Consider the following 15,218-nt stretch of genomic DNA (forward strand, 5'->3'; position numbering starts at 1 on the left):
TTTACTTATTCTTTAATTTCAATTCTGTCGTGATCCGTGGGAGGATTTGATATGACTAAAAATTCAATTTCTTCATTTGATTCATTGGAGATAAAATGCTTTGCTCCCGGCTCAATGGATATAGATTCACCCTGCCCAACCAGGAATTTTTCTTCATTGATATAGAATACTGCTTCACCTTTCAGAATATAGAAAAACTGTTCTGCCACTTTATGAAAGTGTAGTTTTTCTGAAGTTCCTGCAGGCATTTTCTCCTGCTTTACGGATAAGCTTCGGGTATTTTTAAGAATCCAGCTGTCACATTGGCTTCCCCAGATATAATGTTCTGAATTATCTTTAGAATGTATCATTTGAATAGATGGGCAATAAAAAGTAATGCAGGAGTAAATAACACGACAGATAAAAAGATGGTTGCGAATGTAATTCTCGGTTTAGCCTGATCATCTACGGCATATCTGAACATATAGTCCTGAATATTCATAAAAATAACCGCTAAAAACAAAAAAAGAATTCTCAGGCCAATCTTCATAATTAAAAACTGAGCATTCATATTCTGAGCCGTAATTTCTACCGGGAAATTAGTGTCTTCGGGATGTCTCAAGCCATACACGAACAGAGCATATAATCCCAGAGCCAATACAGGCATCAGAAAAGCATACATTTTACCTCCAAATCCATCCGCTTTTCCTTCCATATCAAAATGTACAGGAATTCTCTCTGGCAATGTATTAAAGTTTTTCAGGGTAAACCACCATAGAAAAACGACTAATCCAAAATTAAAAATATCAAAAATTGTAAAAAGAATATTTTCCATTTCAGACGAGATTGAATTAGGATTAGATTACACTTTTCAGTACTCTCAGTTTATGAGTATGCTTATTCATTTCTTTGTTGAAAATCCCTGTGGAATCCAGTGTGTCTATTCTTACCTTTCCGGAAGCATGGATGATCTTTTGATTTTCCAGCATAATTCCAACATGAATAATTTTCCCTTCTGCATTTTCAAAGAATGCAAGATCTCCAGGCTGTGTTTCTTCAACGAAAGTAAGCGGCTCCCCTACCTCAGCCTGTTGTGATGCATCTCTGGGTATTTTTATATTATGAATTTTGTAAACCAATTGGGTAAATCCGGAGCAGTCTACTGCGAAGAAGCTTTTACCTCCCCAAAGATAAGGTACATTCAGGAACTCTTTTGCTGTCAGAGCGATACTTTCACGCACATCATGGCTTCTTCTTGAAGCTACCACCGGAAACTCCACTTCGGAACCCATAGAAAGTAACGTTTTACCATCATTCATTAATACGGAAGAAAAATCTTCGGTAACGACAGTCACTTTTCTTTTGGCCAGCTCTTCGTCTGTTATAGGCTTCAGCTGCTTGGTATCCATCCATCCTTCATAGCCATCATAATGCATTTTTATTTTGGTCCAGTTTTTATCTACTTCCAAAATATCTGCACTTTCTCCAAACAATATTTCCGTAACAATTTCAGCTCTGTCAGAATTTTCTGCACGAACCGGCGCTACTGTAACAATACAAACTCCTTTATTCATTAATTTTCAATTTAAAGATTGAATAATTTAAAGATTAAAAATACGATAGGTATCTCTTTAAATGTTTAATCCTTGAATATTTCAGTTACTTTCTGCGAAGAAAGTTGACTCCATCTCGCAAAGGTAAAATAAGATTTTCAAAATCTTCGTCTTTTGCCGCCAAATCATTTAATTCCTGGATAGATTGGGTAGATTTCAGCTTCGGATTTTCTTCCAATACTTTTCCATACCACAAGACATTATCAAAAAGGATCACTGTTCCGGATTTTGTATGCGGTTTAATCAGTCTGAAATATTCAGCATAGTTTTCTTTATCGGCATCTACAAAAATCAGATCAAAAAATTCATCTGTTTCTTTTAAATATTCCTTGGCATCCTGGAGTTTAAAATCAATCTGGCTGGCATATTCGCTGGATTCAAAATATTTTTTAGGAAGATAGGCAAGATCTTCATTCACATCCAATGTTGTAATTTTCCCGTTCTTCGCCAGTCCTGCTGCCAGACATAAGGTAGCGTATCCTGTGAATGTTCCTATTTCAAGAATACTTTTCGGCTGCATCATCTGGGAAATAATCGTCAGCAATCTTCCCTGCTGATATCCGGAAATCATATGAGGCTGTGTGGTTTTCTGATATGTCTCTCTCCTCAGCTTTTTCAGAATTTCGGATTCCGAAGAAGCGTGTGCCTCCAAATATCTGTCCATTTCAGGATTCTTTTCTTCAAAAAAACTCATACCATTTTAATTTAAACAAATTTAATGATTTTAAAGCTTTCCCAAACCTTCTTTTGTTCATTATAAAATACAAAAAAGAGAGAAATTAATTCCTCTCTTTTTCTTAGCCATCTACATTCTACGTAAAAATTATTATATGGCTATACAATATTGTCTTATCCCAGCACAAACCCATCCCGGGCAACACTTTGTTTGTAGACTCGTACAAAATATCTGTGGATTACACCCGTTAATAGCACCTTGCACAGTTTTCATTTCTCCTCTTGAAAGTTTTTTTAAATTTTTCATAATGATTTTAGTTTAGTATTAACCTTCCTACTCTTTAGATTTTCGGATACCTCTTTAATATTTCCTTTAATGGAGATTTAAATATACATATTCTTTTATTAATCAACTAATTATATACACAAAAACTACACGTTTAATAAATAAAAATATAAACTTCAGTGAAATCCCTATATAAAATACCGTGAAAACACGGATGTTATTTTTGTGGTATTAGTTATAAGTTTGCAATAAGAATAAGGGGTAAAAACACTAAGAAAAAACAAGATGATTGCAGGAGAGACACAAACTAACCATGAGAATCACAAAAAAGTTGTACTGAAAAGTAGAACTGATGCTTCTGCAGCAAAAAGTAAGAAAGAAATATCCACTTCATTTTTGCAACGAATTATTTCGCTCCTGAAAAAGGAAGAATTAATTTGATTAAAAAATAAATCCCGGCCACCTACGGGATTTATTTTTGCTTTATACTCACATATTCCCTCTCAGGTTATTTCAGATTAAAACCTCATCCATTTCCTTCATCATCATTTTTCTCTACATCATTCAACAGAACTTCATTAAGTTCATTTCTACAATTCATTCTCAAAAGTCATATTGTAAGCCACAATATATCAGCTTGAAATATCCATGAATAGCCAATATTATTCAAAATCCCGATTCATATATCAGTTCACAAGTCAAAATCCTCATAAAATATAGGAAAAACACCTGTATTTGACCGCTCATATGCCTCTACCTTTGATATAAGTTTTCCAACCATGAAACATTCAAATAATGGAGGCACCCGAAAATCCTAAAAAAGAGTAGGGATATTTTAAAAACAACCACATGAAAACAAAGACTTTATTATTAATCGGAGCGATAGTGGGACTTGTGATGATATTTTCCCAGCTAAAACCTCAGGAAATGTCTTTTTATAAAGAAAAAGGCAATTACATTGTAGACCATAATTACATCCTGAAAGATGTGAAAAAAATTTCTGACGAAGACATGAAAAGTTTATTAAGTCTTCAGAAACTTCATCAGAACAGTTTGGGTACCAATTTCATTATTTATAAAATCAACAGACAGTATGTAATCCGCGGATGCTTAATGAAAGCTAATATCGACTGGAAAAAGTATGGAGATCTAAGAGAAAAAGTGGACGGTATCCTGAAAAAATATGGAGCTAAAGAATTGGGAAAAGATTATTATGCTATTCAAAACAACCAGGTTGCAACCAATGCAGCTTTGCTAAGCCAGAAAGACATCGCCTCTCTAAGTAGATTAACCGTTAAAGGAGCAGAAGAATACACAATTTGTCCACCAACGATGGGTAGAAGAAATCTTACCAATGTGATTATAAAATCTTACAAAGTTAATACAGCCATTGATCCAAGAATCAATGTAAAGCTGAACAGCGTATTGATGAATTACAAATAACCTCAAAAGGCTGTTTTTAGTCCGAAGACAGCCTTTTCTTAAATCTTTTGTCATGAAAAGAAAGCTTCAGTTATCCGGAATTTTTATGATCCTGCTTCTGGTTTTCACCATTGGCCTGAAAGGAACATTTGATGGATATTATGGTTTTTATTATGAAAATAAAGACTATAAAAAACCGCTGTTATATACTATTTCCGAAGACATTGCCCAATCAAAACCCGTCAATATATTTACTTCTTACACTGGTTTTGATACAGGATATGGTTTCTACGCACCCAATGTTGCCAGTGACTTTGTCATGAGCTTTGAATTAAAAAATCAAAATGGTAATATCCTTGAACAGAAAAACCTGCCTTATTTTAAGAACAAAGAGAGCAGAGTAAGATATACAACTGTTTTTAACATGTTTCTTGATAAAATTTCCGACAAAAATAAATACGACAAAAAATATTATCAGTACCTGGATATCATTATCAGACAGATCGCAGCCCACGTAATGAAAGAAAATCCGTTAGCATCCAGTGTAACGACAAAGCTTTATCTGTACAACTACCCTGCTATTGCAGATTTCAAAAAAGGAAAAACGAGTGAAAATCTTATTCTTATTGATGAATTCAAATACTAAAGTGATGAAAAATCTGAATGCATTCTATACCAAAATTGAAAATTTCTTTTTCAGACAAGATAATCAAACGGAATTCTTAAGCTTCTTTAGGATTGCCATAGGAATTGTAATTCTTTTACAATTTGCTGCAGTGTTGCCGGATTTTGAAAAATTATTTTCAAGCAACAGTATTATTCCTCAGGACATTATGAGTGTTTTTACTCCAGACTGGTTGATAACCTTCTCAAAAATAGTAAGCTTTTTACAAACTCTCGGGATTGAAGAAAGTGCAACAATGGCAATAACCAAGGTATCGTTTATTACACTGTGTATTTTGATCATCACCGGATTTTATTCAAGAATCTCTGCATTATTGTTGCTTATTTTACAGATAGCATTACTTAAGGGAAGTTCTTTTTTTGCCTATGGTGCAGATTTTTTCACAAGCATGTCTTTATTTTATCTGATTCTTTTTCCTGCTGACCAACACTTTTCACTGAGAAATTTTATTTTCGGCAGAAAACCTGGGCATAGTAATATTACTCCAGTTAAAAGATTATTTCAGATTCATATTTCTATTGCTTATTTCTTTTCCGGACTGGATAAAGCTTTAGGGTTCAACTGGTGGAACGGTGAATCTATCTGGAAAGCTATTCATCTCCCCTACTCCAACAGAGACCTGAATATTGATTTCAGCTGGCTGATAGAACACTCTTATCTGATAAGTTTGATTGGATGGAGTACCATTATTATTGAGATATGTTATCCTTTTTTTATCTGGTATAAACCCACACAGAAAACATGGCTTTTCTTTACCATCTCCATGCATATAGGAATTGCACTGGTTTTGAATTTATATTATTTTTCAGCGATTATGATCGTCTGGAATATCACCAATTTTTATTTTGAACAGTCTGATAAAAAGACAGTCACTTCTTCAAAGAAAAAAATATCGGCAGAGTATATTCCCAAACAGGTTGGTTCATAAAAAAATAAATCCCGAATTGCTTCGGGATTTATGATGATATAAGGTTTAATCATTATTTCTTAGGAGCGATATCCATCAGTTTCATAAACTCATCAAGTTTAGGCATAATGATGATTTCCGTTCTTCTGTTTTCTGATCTTCCTGAAACGCTCATGTTAGTCGCTTTCGGGTTGTATTCAGAACGTCCACCAGCAGTAATTCTTGCCGGATCTACCCCAAACTGAGTCTGAAGAACTTTAGCAACTGAAGTACCTCTTAATGCAGAAAGATCCCAGTTGTCTCTTGGAAGATTTGGAGAGTTCAACGGAGCGTTATCCGTGTTACCTTCGATCAATACAGAGTATTTATCGTAATCGTTGATTACTTTTGCTACTTTACCCAACACTTCCTGAGCGGCAGGCAGGATGTTGTAATCTCCTGTTTTGTATAGCATTTTATCAGAAAGGGAGATCATTACTACTCCTTTCAATACTTTTACCTGTACATCTTCATCAGATACATTATCCAAAGATCTCTTCAGTTTATTAGACAATGCCAGGTTCAAACTGTCATTTTTAGCATTACTGGAGATCAATTGCTTGATATAAGAATTGGACGCATTGATTTCGCCTACCAGTTTGTCAATGTTAGCAGAACTTTTTCCAGTATTGGACAGACACGCATCAAGTGATGATTTTAATGCATCGTGCTGGCTTTTCAACAAGTTGTTTTCACCCGCCAATGCAGAATTCTGAGATTTCAAATCCTGAATTTCTCTTTGTCTTTCTCCGATATTTTCAATACACTGCTTATAGTTTGTGCTCAAAGCATCATACTGCTTTTTGCTGACACAAGATGTCATCCCCAGCGCCATTGCAGAAACTGCTAAAATTTTTAAAATCTTCATAAATAATCATTTTTAGACTACTCAAAGTTAGGAAAATTCAATTGAATTATATCGGTTATCTTTGCATAAAAGAAATTCTCAACATCTATGTTGGATCAATCAGCCTTCACCAATCAATTAAAAAATCTCGTTCACGAACCGGAAAACCACACCTATCTTCTGGCGGTAAGCGGAGGAGCAGATTCTATGGTTCTCGCCTCTTTGTTCAGGGATTTAGGGCAGAAAATTCAGGATTCCAGGTTCCGGTTTCAGGTAGCTCATATCAATTATAAACTTCGTGGTAATGATTCGGATCTGGATCAGAAAACAGTGCAGGATTTTTGTGAGAAAAATCATATAAAATTTCATTTGTATGAAGTTTCAGAAAAAGATCAGAAACCCGAAAACTCTATTCAGCTATGGGCAAGAGAGCTTCGATACACCTTTTTTAAAGAAATTCAGGAAAAAGAAAAACTGGAATTTCTCGTTACCGCCCATCATCTTAACGATCAGCTGGAAACGTTCATTATTAATCTGTCCAAAGCTGCCGGTATTAATGGATTGAGTGGAATTCCAGCAAATGATAATAACATCCTTCGTCCCCTTTTAAATGTTTCAAAAAAAGAAATTTACCAATTTGCTGAACAGAATACTATTGAATTTCGGGAAGATCTTTCTAATAAAAAAAGTGATTATCTGAGGAATAAGATCAGGAATGAGATTGTTCCGGTGCTGATGGAAACCAACGATCATTTTCTGGAAAATTTCAGAAAAAGTTCTTTATATCTGAATCAGACTAAAGATTTTGTTCAGAAACAGATTCAGGAGATAGAAAATCAGCTTACAGTATTTAACCAAAACTATAAAATCTTATCAAAGGAAAAGCTGGATCAGGAAAGTGATTTCGTAAAATTTGAAATCTTAAAAAAATTCGGATTCAATCAGGAGGAAGAAATCCCCAAAATTTTTAAAGCTGAAAACAACAGTTCTTTCTTTTCAAAAGAATATCAGTTGATTGTCAACCGTGATGAACTTATTTTCATTGATAAAAATGAAGAAAAGGGAACTCCGGAAGAAATAGTACTGATCAAAAACTTTGATTTTTCTCAAAACCTGATCAGAATCAATCTCGTAGATGATATTGAAAACAATGAAGAAATCCAAAAAGAATTTGAATGGGATTTCGATGCTGAAAAGCTTCAGTTTCCCCTCCTATTGAGAAAACAACAGGATGGAGATGAATTTTTTCCGACAGGGTTTTCAGGGAAAAAGAAAGTTTCTAAATTTTTTAGGGACGAAAAATTATCTGCTTTGATCAAGGAAAAGATCTGGTTATTGTGTGACTCCAAAAACCATATTTTGGGTGTCATCCCTCTCAGACAGGATCGCAGGTATCAGGCAGACAGAACTACTCAAAAAAAGATAACTGTAACGTGGACAGAAAAACAACTAATTCGTTAGCTGTTGATGATTTTAAGAAAGACAGCAATATAGCTTTTGGAATTTTATACCAACAGTATTTTGGTTATACTCAGAAATTTATTCTGAACAATAAAGGTAATCTGGAAGATGCAGAAGATATTTTCCAGGATGCATTACTCATTCTTTACGAAAAACTCAATGCTGACGACTTCAAAGTCCAAACCTGTCTGGGAAATTATATTATCGGAATTGTAAAAAACCTGTGGTTTAAAAAACTAAAAAACAGAAACTTTTATGTTGAGTCTCCTGAAAACTATTTTATGGAACATCAGGAGGAAATAAGTACTGCCATTGAAAATGAAAGGTATTACTGGGAAAAACTGGTTGGTTATATCAAATCGATTTCTTCCCATTGTCAGAATCTCATCCATGACATTTTTATTGAAAACAAAAGTATTGAAGAAATTCAGGATAAATACCAGTATTCCAGCAAACATAATGCTCAGAATCAAAAATACAAATGTGTAGAGCAGATCAAAAAAATTAAAAATAAAAATATTTTTACGACTGAAAAACAGATAGTTATATAAAATATTTTTATTTAAGGGTGATTTTTTTATGGATCAGGGAACATAATAAGAAAAGAAATATATGTTCAAAAAAATCGTATTGAGTCTTCTTATATTAGTAGGAATTTCATTTAACGCACAAAGCGCAGGTATCAATTTTCAAAAAATTGATTTAGAAACCGCGAAAAAAATCGCATCAAAAGAGAATAAACTGATCTTCATTGATCTGTTCACCACCTGGTGCGGACCTTGTAAGCTGATGGCAAAAAACACCTTTACTGATCCGAGAATCGGAGAGATGTTCAACAAAAATTTTGTAAACCTTGCCATTGATGCAGAAAAAGAAGGTCTAAGCCTTGCCAAAGAATTTAAAGTGGTAAACTATCCTTCCTTTTTATTCCTAGATCCAAAAGGGAAACTGGTTCAATATGATTTCGGATACTATAATCCTGAACAGTTTCTGGAAGTTGGAGCATCTGTCCTGAAAAAAAAGATGTCTCAATCCGGCAAAACGTTAGATCAGGTAAAAGGAAAAATGATAGGTGATAAAATTGATAATTTCAATGCGAAAGATCATTTGGGTAATACATTTTCATTATCAAAGGAAAACAAAAAACTGGTAATTGTTTTTATCCGGGGGCAATGGTGTCCGTATTGTAACAAATACATTGAAACATTACAAAATCTGACCCCTGAGCTGAAATCAAAAAACGCAAGACTTGTTATTATTTCTCCCGAAAAACCGGAATTTATAGAAAAGACGATCAGCAAAACAAAGACAGAGTATACGGTTTTATATGACGAAGGATATAAAATTGCAGAAGCATTCGATGTTCTCTATACTCCAGACAGTGAAACCCTTAATTTCTACAACTCAAAATTAAAGGAGGATTTTGCCAACAGCAGATCAGATCATTCCGGAAGGCTTCCTGTATCGGCAACCTTCATCCTTAATGAAGGGAAAGAAATTACATGGAGACATTTTGATCCGGACTATAAAAACAGAGCATCTGTAGAAGATATTTTAAAAAATCTGAATTGATTTTCTCGGAGAGTTTTTGTCATGGCAAAAGAATCTCATCATAATACCAAGTTGGCAAAATTGAAAAAATCTATAATCATTTTGAATGATAAAATAAGTAACACTTCTATTGCGATTAGGGCAGAAGACAAAATATTTTAGGGATCACGCTTAAAAAAAGAAAGTTTCTAAATTTTTTAGGGACGAAAAATTATCTATTTTAGCGAGGCAAAAAATCTGGACACAGACTCATTAGGAATAATGCTGTATTTGACAGCCTTCCTTCCAGGTAAGTCAGAAGATTTGCAAAGAATGAGAAAACGAAATGGAGTCTCAAAACTTTAATGAAATGAACAATGAAATTTAGAAATTGGTTTTTATTAATTCTACTATTTTTAGCGACAGGAATTAATGCGCAGATAAAAAATCCTGTAAAGTTTAAATTCACCATCAACGATCTGGGGAACAATCAATACGAAGCAGTATTGAATGCTACCATGGAAAACGGCTGGCATATTTACTCTAAAGATCTACCGGAAGATACCGGAATTCCGACGGAGTATAAAGTGACAGGAAAGAATATTGAGTTGATCGGGAAATTTACCGAAGTTGGTAAAAAACATGAAGAGTTTTCTGAAGCGTTTGGAGGAACAATTGTTTTCTACTCCAATTCTGCTGGATTTAAGCAAAAATTTAAATTAAAAGATCCAACAAAACCCGCAGATGTCACTTCTGAGATTACGTATCAGACCTGTGACGACAGAGTTTGCCTGGCTCCCAACACATTAGAATTCAACCAAAAAGTTACACCAAAAGGGGCAACGGAAGAGGCTACGACCGAGGAAACTGCAGGTCCTGCAAAAGACTCTGTAAAAATAACTGAGACGGTTACTGAAAATCCTGCAAAAACTGAAGCTACGATCACAGAAACTTCAAAACTAGATCCAAAGCAGTTGAAAATTGAAAGTATTGATTTCAAAAAACCACTGACGGATTGCGGTACTGCCTCTACCAAAGTGGATGAAAATTACTGGACGTATCTATTCCTTGGATTTATCGGAGGATTAATTGCTTTGCTTACGCCATGCGTTTTCCCGATGATTCCACTTACCGTTTCATTTTTTACGAAAGGAAGTAAAGACAAAGCAAAAGGAAAAAGAGATGCTCTTATTTATGGTTTTTTCATTCTTCTTATCTTCGTTTTACTGAGTATTCCTTTCCATATTATTGATGGAATCGCAGGAAATATCTTCAACGAGATTTCTACAAGTGTATGGTTGAATATTGCTTTCTTTATCATATTCATCTTCTTTGCCGGAAGTTTCTTCGGGTATTATGATATCACGCTGCCAAGTTCTATTGCCAACAAATCTTCCAAAGCGGAAGAGGCAGGAGGAATTATTGGTATTTTCTTCATGGCATTGACTCTGGTGATCGTTTCTTTCTCATGTACGGGACCTATTTTAGGAAGTTTACTGGGAAGTGCGGTAACAGGTTCATCCAATGTTCCGATGCTGTTGACTTTTGCGTTGGCAGGATTCGGGCTGGCATGGGCTATTATTTTCGGATTGCTGGCATTATTCCCGCAGGCATTACAAAGTCTACCGAAATCCGGAGGATGGATGAATACGGTAAAAGTTGTTTTAGGATTCGTAGAACTGGCATTAGCATTGAAATTCTTGTCTAAAGCAGATCTTGTATCCAAAACATTCTTCTTAAAAAGAGAACTTTTCATTGCGATCTGGATTATTATCGCCTTAGGATTAGCAATCTATTTATTAGGATTGATCAGATTCCCTCATGATGATAAAAAGCCTAAAATCTCTATCACCAGAAAAATATTAGGGGTATTGGGAATTGGTTTCGTGATCTATCTGGTTCAAGGGTTAATCCCATCTGACCGTCCGAAACTTCAGTTATTAAGTGGAATTTTACCTCCACTCAATGTAAGCTATTTCCATGATGAAAAAGACGGAATTTTAGGAATGCATCCTGAACACGACTTCTTCAAAGCAATAGAACTGGCTAAAAAAGAAGACAAGCCTATATTGATCGACTTCACAGGATATGGATGTGAAAACTGTAGAAAAATGGAGGAGTTTGTATGGAGCGAACCAGACATTTTACCGATTCTTCAGAATGATGTAGTACTGGCTTCTCTCTATGTCGATGATAAGGAAGAGCTTCCTGAGGATCAGAAAACCAAAATTGACCTGGGAGACGGACAGATCAAGAAGGTAAAAACAATTGGAGACAGATGGAGTTTATTCCAGCAGGTGAACTTCAATAATAACTCTCAACCTCACTATGTTTTAATCACTCCGGACGGAAAAGTCATCAACACGCCTGTTTCAGGATATATGCCTAAAGAGGATTTCAAAAAATTCCTTGAATGCGGGGTAAATTTCTATAAAAAGAATAAATAATTTATTAACATATCATTCAAAAACTCACACTTTATCGTGTGAGTTTTTTTATTTCATGAATTAAATAAACAATAAAACACAAAACGTAGTCTAAAATTAATTATATTTGAATAACTATCACCAATTCAAATACATATGAGATATTTAACATCTACTTTTTTATTTCTTATCTATTCCGCATTAGCTGCCCAGTCTGCCCCTTCCATAGAATGGCAAAAAGCATTGGGAGGCACCCATGGTGAATCTGCGAATGCCGTTCAGCAAACCTCCGACGGAGGATACATTGTAGCCGGAAATTCTATGTCCAATGATGGAGATGTCACCGGAAATCACGGAGGAGGAGATTACTGGATCGTAAAATTAAACCCTGCAGGAGGCATACAATGGCAAAAAACGTTAGGAGGAAGTAATGTTGATGATGCACAATCCATCCGTCAAACTACCGATGGAGGATATATTATTGCCGGATCATCCAATTCCGGTGACGGAGATATCAGCGGAAATCATGGAAATTATGATTACTGGATTGTAAAACTTGATTCCAACGGGAATATGCAATGGCAGAAATCGCTGGGTGGAAGCAGTATGGATATGGCACAATCTATTCAGCAGACTTCTGAAGGAGGATATATTGTAGCCGGATCTTCAAGTTCCAATGACGGAGATGTGAGCGGAAATCATGGAGGAGGAGACTATTGGATCGTAAAATTAGATATTAACGGAAATATACAATGGCAGAAATCGCTGGGTGGAAGCAGCAGTGAACAGGTCAATTCTGTGCAGCAAACTTTTGATGGCGGGTATATTATTGCAGGAACCACCGTGTCTACAGATGGCGATATTACTGTAAGCTACGGGAACAATGACTTTTGGGTAGTAAAACTCGATTCCGGCGGAAATATGCAATGGCAAAAAACGTTGGGCAATATTGGTGATAACATAGGATATTATGCGCAACAGACTTTTGATGGCGGTTATATTGCCGTGGGCACTTCTTTTAATTCTTCAAATCTTGAGAGCGGACTTCCCGATTATTGGGTTATAAAACTAAGCAATAACGGAACCATCGAGTGGGATAAATATTTTGGAGGAAGTTTTCATGACAACGCCATAACTATTCGCCAGACTCCCGAATGGGATTATATTGTTGCGGGCTGGACAGCTTCCAACAACGGACAGGTAACCAATCACCACGGTAATCTGGATTACTGGATCATAAAACTGGACAGCAGCGGAAATCTGAAGTGGGAGAAAACCTTGGGAGGTCCCGATTTCGATTACTTAACTGCTCTTGAACTGACCGCTGATAACGGATATATTGTTTCAGGAAGTACAGGATCTACAAGTGGAGACGTTACCGGACATCATGGTATGATCGATGCCTGGATAGTTAAATTAAGTCCTGAACAGCTTGGCATTCCGGAAAATCAACAGAGGCATAAACCCAACCTCTACCCTAACCCTGCAAAAGAATTTTTCTATTTAGATCATCTGCCCCGGGAAAGTACTATTAGCATTACTGATATGTCCGGACGAAAACTTTTCTCTCAAAAATATAATGAAGAAAAAATTAAAATCAGCACATCTGCATTCATGGAAGGACTTTATATGGTACAGGTAAAAAACAGAGAAGAAATTATTCTTACAAAGAAAATAACAATCATCCGGTAACCTCTTAAAAATATCATAATTACCCTTTTCCTTCAAGAAAAGTATTAAAAAACAGAAATAGGTAAAATTTATACGACAATAATCAATAGATTCATGAATCTATAAAGTTTTTAACAATCAAGGCATATGTTTTGTATGAATTCTTCAAAAAAAAATATAGTCTAACATTTAAAAACTTTAATCATGGCAGAAGTAATTGCACAAGAAAAACAAGGCGGAAAGCAAAAGAAAAAAATGATCCGAGTGGACATGACGCCTATGGTCGATCTGGGATTCTTACTTATCACTTTCTTTATGTTCACCACTAATTTTACAAAACCTAATGTAATGGACCTGGGACTCCCTGCAAAAGATCCAAATCCCAGTTCTATTGATAAACCGGTAATTGGAGATCAAAACCAGATTACCTTTATCCTTGGAAAAGACAACCGGGTATTTTATCATCAGAGCAATCAGAAAGATTTGAATACAGGAAACCTAAAAGAAACAGATTTCAGTGGAATAAAAATTTCAAAGATCATTGCTGAAGCGTATAAAAATGCTCCTGCACCCAACAAATTCACAGTGATTGTAAAACCAACAGATGAAGCCAACTACAAAAATTTTGTAGACATGCTGGACAACCTTGCTATTTCTAAAAAGGAACGATATGGCGTAACAGACATCAAACCTTGGGAAACAAAGGTTTATAAGGAATTAACTCAATAAAAGACAAGGGCATTTTTTAAATGCTCTTTTTTTGACTAAATTTGAAAGGAGAAACAGATCCACAGTATGTAAGCTGCTGTATTATTTTTAACCTTCTAAATTTTGGAATCATGCTGAACTTTGAAAGAAAAGGAAACGGAAAAGAAACGTTGGTACTTCTTCACGGATTTATGGAAAATCTATCCATCTGGAGTGATATGGAACATCACCTTTCCAAAGATTTTTCACTGCTCAAAATTGACCTTCCCGGCCATGGACAGTCTGAAATTCTGGCTGAAGTTCACACCATGGAACTGATGGCTGAAGAAGTAAAAAAAGTATTGGATGATCAGCATTTAGAAAAAATACATCTTCTGGGACATTCTATGGGAGGATATACATCTCTCGCTTTTGCAGAAAAGTATCCTGATTCTTTAAAAAGTCTTACATTATTTTTCTCTACGTATTTTCCGGATGATGAAGAGAAAAAACAGCAGCGAATCAAAAGCTACAGAATCATCAAGGATGCTTTTGCCCATTATGCAAGAGCCGGGGTACCTAATTTATTCAATCCGAATGAAAGAGACATTCTGGAAGGTAAAATAGAAACTGCACTTGAAACAGCCCTTTCCACCAATAATTTAGGTGCTCTTTCCTGCGTAAAGGGTATGGTAGAAAGAACCGACAAAAAGCATGTGCTGGAAAACCTGGAAGCTAAAATCTTAGTACTGGCGGGTAAACATGATAATGCGGTAAAAACGGATATGATGATCAAACATCTTCCGGACAGAACGAATATCAAATCTTATATCCTGGACTGCGGACACAACGGTCATTGGGAAAAGCCAGGAATCTGCGCAGAAATCATCAATACAGAACTTCTTCACAATCTTCCTAAAAAACTGATTTTATAAAACAGGTTACCTGACAAATTAAGCTGTGCATAACAAAAAATCCTGTATATTAGTA

General features: G+C 35.4%; 15 protein-coding genes. 10 read left to right on the forward strand and 5 right to left on the reverse strand.

Annotated features, from left to right (window positions below):
• Nucleotides 1–5: 5 nt before the first annotated feature.
• From PZ898_RS12585 to PZ898_RS12600, 4 genes are all read right to left on the reverse strand, one after another.
• Nucleotides 6–350 (reverse strand): cupin domain-containing protein, encoded by a 345-nt coding sequence (locus tag PZ898_RS12585; RefSeq protein WP_062675748.1) that lies wholly within the window; start codon nt 348–350, stop codon nt 6–8.
• Nucleotides 347–814, reverse strand: a complete 468-nt coding sequence (locus tag PZ898_RS12590; protein ID WP_123279052.1) for a DUF1648 domain-containing protein — start codon at nt 812–814, stop codon at nt 347–349. Before PZ898_RS12590 ends, PZ898_RS12585 begins: the two co-directional genes overlap by 4 nt.
• Nucleotides 815–836: 22 nt before the next feature.
• Nucleotides 837–1,553: a C40 family peptidase gene (locus tag PZ898_RS12595; protein WP_062675746.1), complete on the reverse strand. Its 717-nt coding sequence runs from the start codon at nt 1,551–1,553 to the stop codon at nt 837–839.
• A gap of 85 nt (nt 1,554–1,638) precedes the next feature.
• A complete protein-coding gene (locus PZ898_RS12600; protein ID WP_062675745.1) occupies nt 1,639–2,286 on the reverse strand; it encodes an O-methyltransferase in 648 nt (215 codons plus the stop codon).
• Between the two features lie 1,116 nt (nt 2,287–3,402).
• On the opposite strand from PZ898_RS12600, the gene PZ898_RS12605 reads away from it, so the two are divergent.
• The 3 genes from PZ898_RS12605 to PZ898_RS12615 are packed head-to-tail and all read left to right on the forward strand — an operon-like array spanning nt 3,403 to nt 5,588.
• Nucleotides 3,403–3,996, forward strand: coding sequence for a hypothetical protein (locus tag PZ898_RS12605; RefSeq protein WP_062675744.1), 594 nt, complete (start codon nt 3,403–3,405; stop codon nt 3,994–3,996).
• A 52-nt stretch (nt 3,997–4,048) separates the two neighbouring features.
• Nucleotides 4,049–4,621, forward strand: coding sequence for a hypothetical protein (locus tag PZ898_RS12610; protein WP_277693474.1), 573 nt, complete (start codon nt 4,049–4,051; stop codon nt 4,619–4,621).
• Between the two features lie 4 nt (nt 4,622–4,625).
• Nucleotides 4,626–5,588: an HTTM domain-containing protein gene (locus PZ898_RS12615; protein ID WP_120232925.1), complete on the forward strand. Its 963-nt coding sequence runs from the start codon at nt 4,626–4,628 to the stop codon at nt 5,586–5,588.
• Nucleotides 5,589–5,640: 52 nt separating this feature from the next.
• On the opposite strand, the gene PZ898_RS12620 is transcribed toward PZ898_RS12615, so the two are convergent.
• Nucleotides 5,641–6,474, reverse strand: a complete 834-nt coding sequence (locus tag PZ898_RS12620; protein WP_047435593.1) for an OmpA family protein — start codon at nt 6,472–6,474, stop codon at nt 5,641–5,643.
• Nucleotides 6,475–6,561: 87 nt separating this feature from the next.
• On the opposite strand from PZ898_RS12620, the gene tilS reads away from it, so the two are divergent.
• The 7 genes from tilS to PZ898_RS12655 all read left to right on the forward strand — a co-directional run bounded on the left by tilS (nt 6,562) and on the right by PZ898_RS12655 (nt 15,163).
• Nucleotides 6,562–7,914, forward strand: a complete 1,353-nt coding sequence (gene tilS / locus PZ898_RS12625; protein ID WP_277693475.1) for a tRNA lysidine(34) synthetase TilS — start codon at nt 6,562–6,564, stop codon at nt 7,912–7,914.
• Nucleotides 7,887–8,465, forward strand: coding sequence for a sigma-70 family RNA polymerase sigma factor (locus PZ898_RS12630; RefSeq protein WP_062675741.1), 579 nt, complete (start codon nt 7,887–7,889; stop codon nt 8,463–8,465). Before tilS ends, PZ898_RS12630 begins: the two co-directional genes overlap by 28 nt.
• Before the next feature lie 61 nt (nt 8,466–8,526).
• Complete coding sequence (locus PZ898_RS12635; RefSeq protein ID WP_277693476.1) at nt 8,527–9,486, forward strand: redoxin domain-containing protein; 960 nt, start codon at nt 8,527–8,529, stop codon at nt 9,484–9,486.
• 335 nt (nt 9,487–9,821) lie between these two features.
• A complete protein-coding gene (locus PZ898_RS12640; RefSeq protein WP_062675739.1) occupies nt 9,822–11,891 on the forward strand; it encodes a thioredoxin family protein in 2,070 nt (689 codons plus the stop codon).
• A gap of 135 nt (nt 11,892–12,026) precedes the next feature.
• Nucleotides 12,027–13,562 (forward strand): T9SS type A sorting domain-containing protein, encoded by a 1,536-nt coding sequence (locus PZ898_RS12645; RefSeq protein WP_123279049.1) that lies wholly within the window; start codon nt 12,027–12,029, stop codon nt 13,560–13,562.
• A gap of 183 nt (nt 13,563–13,745) precedes the next feature.
• Complete coding sequence (locus PZ898_RS12650) at nt 13,746–14,270, forward strand: biopolymer transporter ExbD (RefSeq protein WP_120232708.1); 525 nt, start codon at nt 13,746–13,748, stop codon at nt 14,268–14,270.
• Between the two features lie 110 nt (nt 14,271–14,380).
• Nucleotides 14,381–15,163 carry an alpha/beta hydrolase gene (locus PZ898_RS12655; RefSeq protein ID WP_120232924.1) on the forward strand — a complete coding sequence of 261 codons (783 nt, stop codon included), beginning with the start codon at nt 14,381–14,383 and terminating at the stop codon, nt 15,161–15,163.
• Nucleotides 15,164–15,218 lie beyond the last annotated feature (55 nt).

The sequence above is a fragment of the Chryseobacterium sp. WX genome (genome assembly GCF_029542485.1).
In the GTDB taxonomy this organism is placed as follows: Bacteria; Bacteroidota; Bacteroidia; order Flavobacteriales; family Weeksellaceae; genus Chryseobacterium; species Chryseobacterium cucumeris.

Excerpts from the sequence above, each read along its gene's own strand:
- tilS (WP_277693475.1), top strand. The coding sequence starts at position 6,562 with ATGTTGGATCAATCAGCCTTCACCAATCAATTAAAAAATCTCGTTCAC.
- PZ898_RS12640 (WP_062675739.1), top strand. The coding sequence starts at position 9,822 with ATGAAATTTAGAAATTGGTTTTTATTAATTCTACTATTTTTAGCGACA.
- PZ898_RS12610 (WP_277693474.1), top strand. The coding sequence starts at position 4,049 with ATGAAAAGAAAGCTTCAGTTATCCGGAATTTTTATGATCCTGCTTCTG.
- PZ898_RS12650 (WP_120232708.1), top strand. The coding sequence starts at position 13,746 with ATGGCAGAAGTAATTGCACAAGAAAAACAAGGCGGAAAGCAAAAGAAA.
- PZ898_RS12585 (WP_062675748.1), bottom strand. The coding sequence starts at position 350 with ATGATACATTCTAAAGATAATTCAGAACATTATATCTGGGGAAGCCAA.
- PZ898_RS12615 (WP_120232925.1), top strand. The coding sequence starts at position 4,626 with ATGAAAAATCTGAATGCATTCTATACCAAAATTGAAAATTTCTTTTTC.
- PZ898_RS12605 (WP_062675744.1), top strand. The coding sequence starts at position 3,403 with ATGAAAACAAAGACTTTATTATTAATCGGAGCGATAGTGGGACTTGTG.
- PZ898_RS12655 (WP_120232924.1), top strand. The coding sequence starts at position 14,381 with ATGCTGAACTTTGAAAGAAAAGGAAACGGAAAAGAAACGTTGGTACTT.
- PZ898_RS12635 (WP_277693476.1), top strand. The coding sequence starts at position 8,527 with ATGTTCAAAAAAATCGTATTGAGTCTTCTTATATTAGTAGGAATTTCA.
- PZ898_RS12590 (WP_123279052.1), bottom strand. The coding sequence starts at position 814 with ATGGAAAATATTCTTTTTACAATTTTTGATATTTTTAATTTTGGATTA.
- PZ898_RS12645 (WP_123279049.1), top strand. The coding sequence starts at position 12,027 with ATGAGATATTTAACATCTACTTTTTTATTTCTTATCTATTCCGCATTA.
- PZ898_RS12595 (WP_062675746.1), bottom strand. The coding sequence starts at position 1,553 with ATGAATAAAGGAGTTTGTATTGTTACAGTAGCGCCGGTTCGTGCAGAA.
- PZ898_RS12600 (WP_062675745.1), bottom strand. The coding sequence starts at position 2,286 with ATGAGTTTTTTTGAAGAAAAGAATCCTGAAATGGACAGATATTTGGAG.
- PZ898_RS12620 (WP_047435593.1), bottom strand. The coding sequence starts at position 6,474 with ATGAAGATTTTAAAAATTTTAGCAGTTTCTGCAATGGCGCTGGGGATG.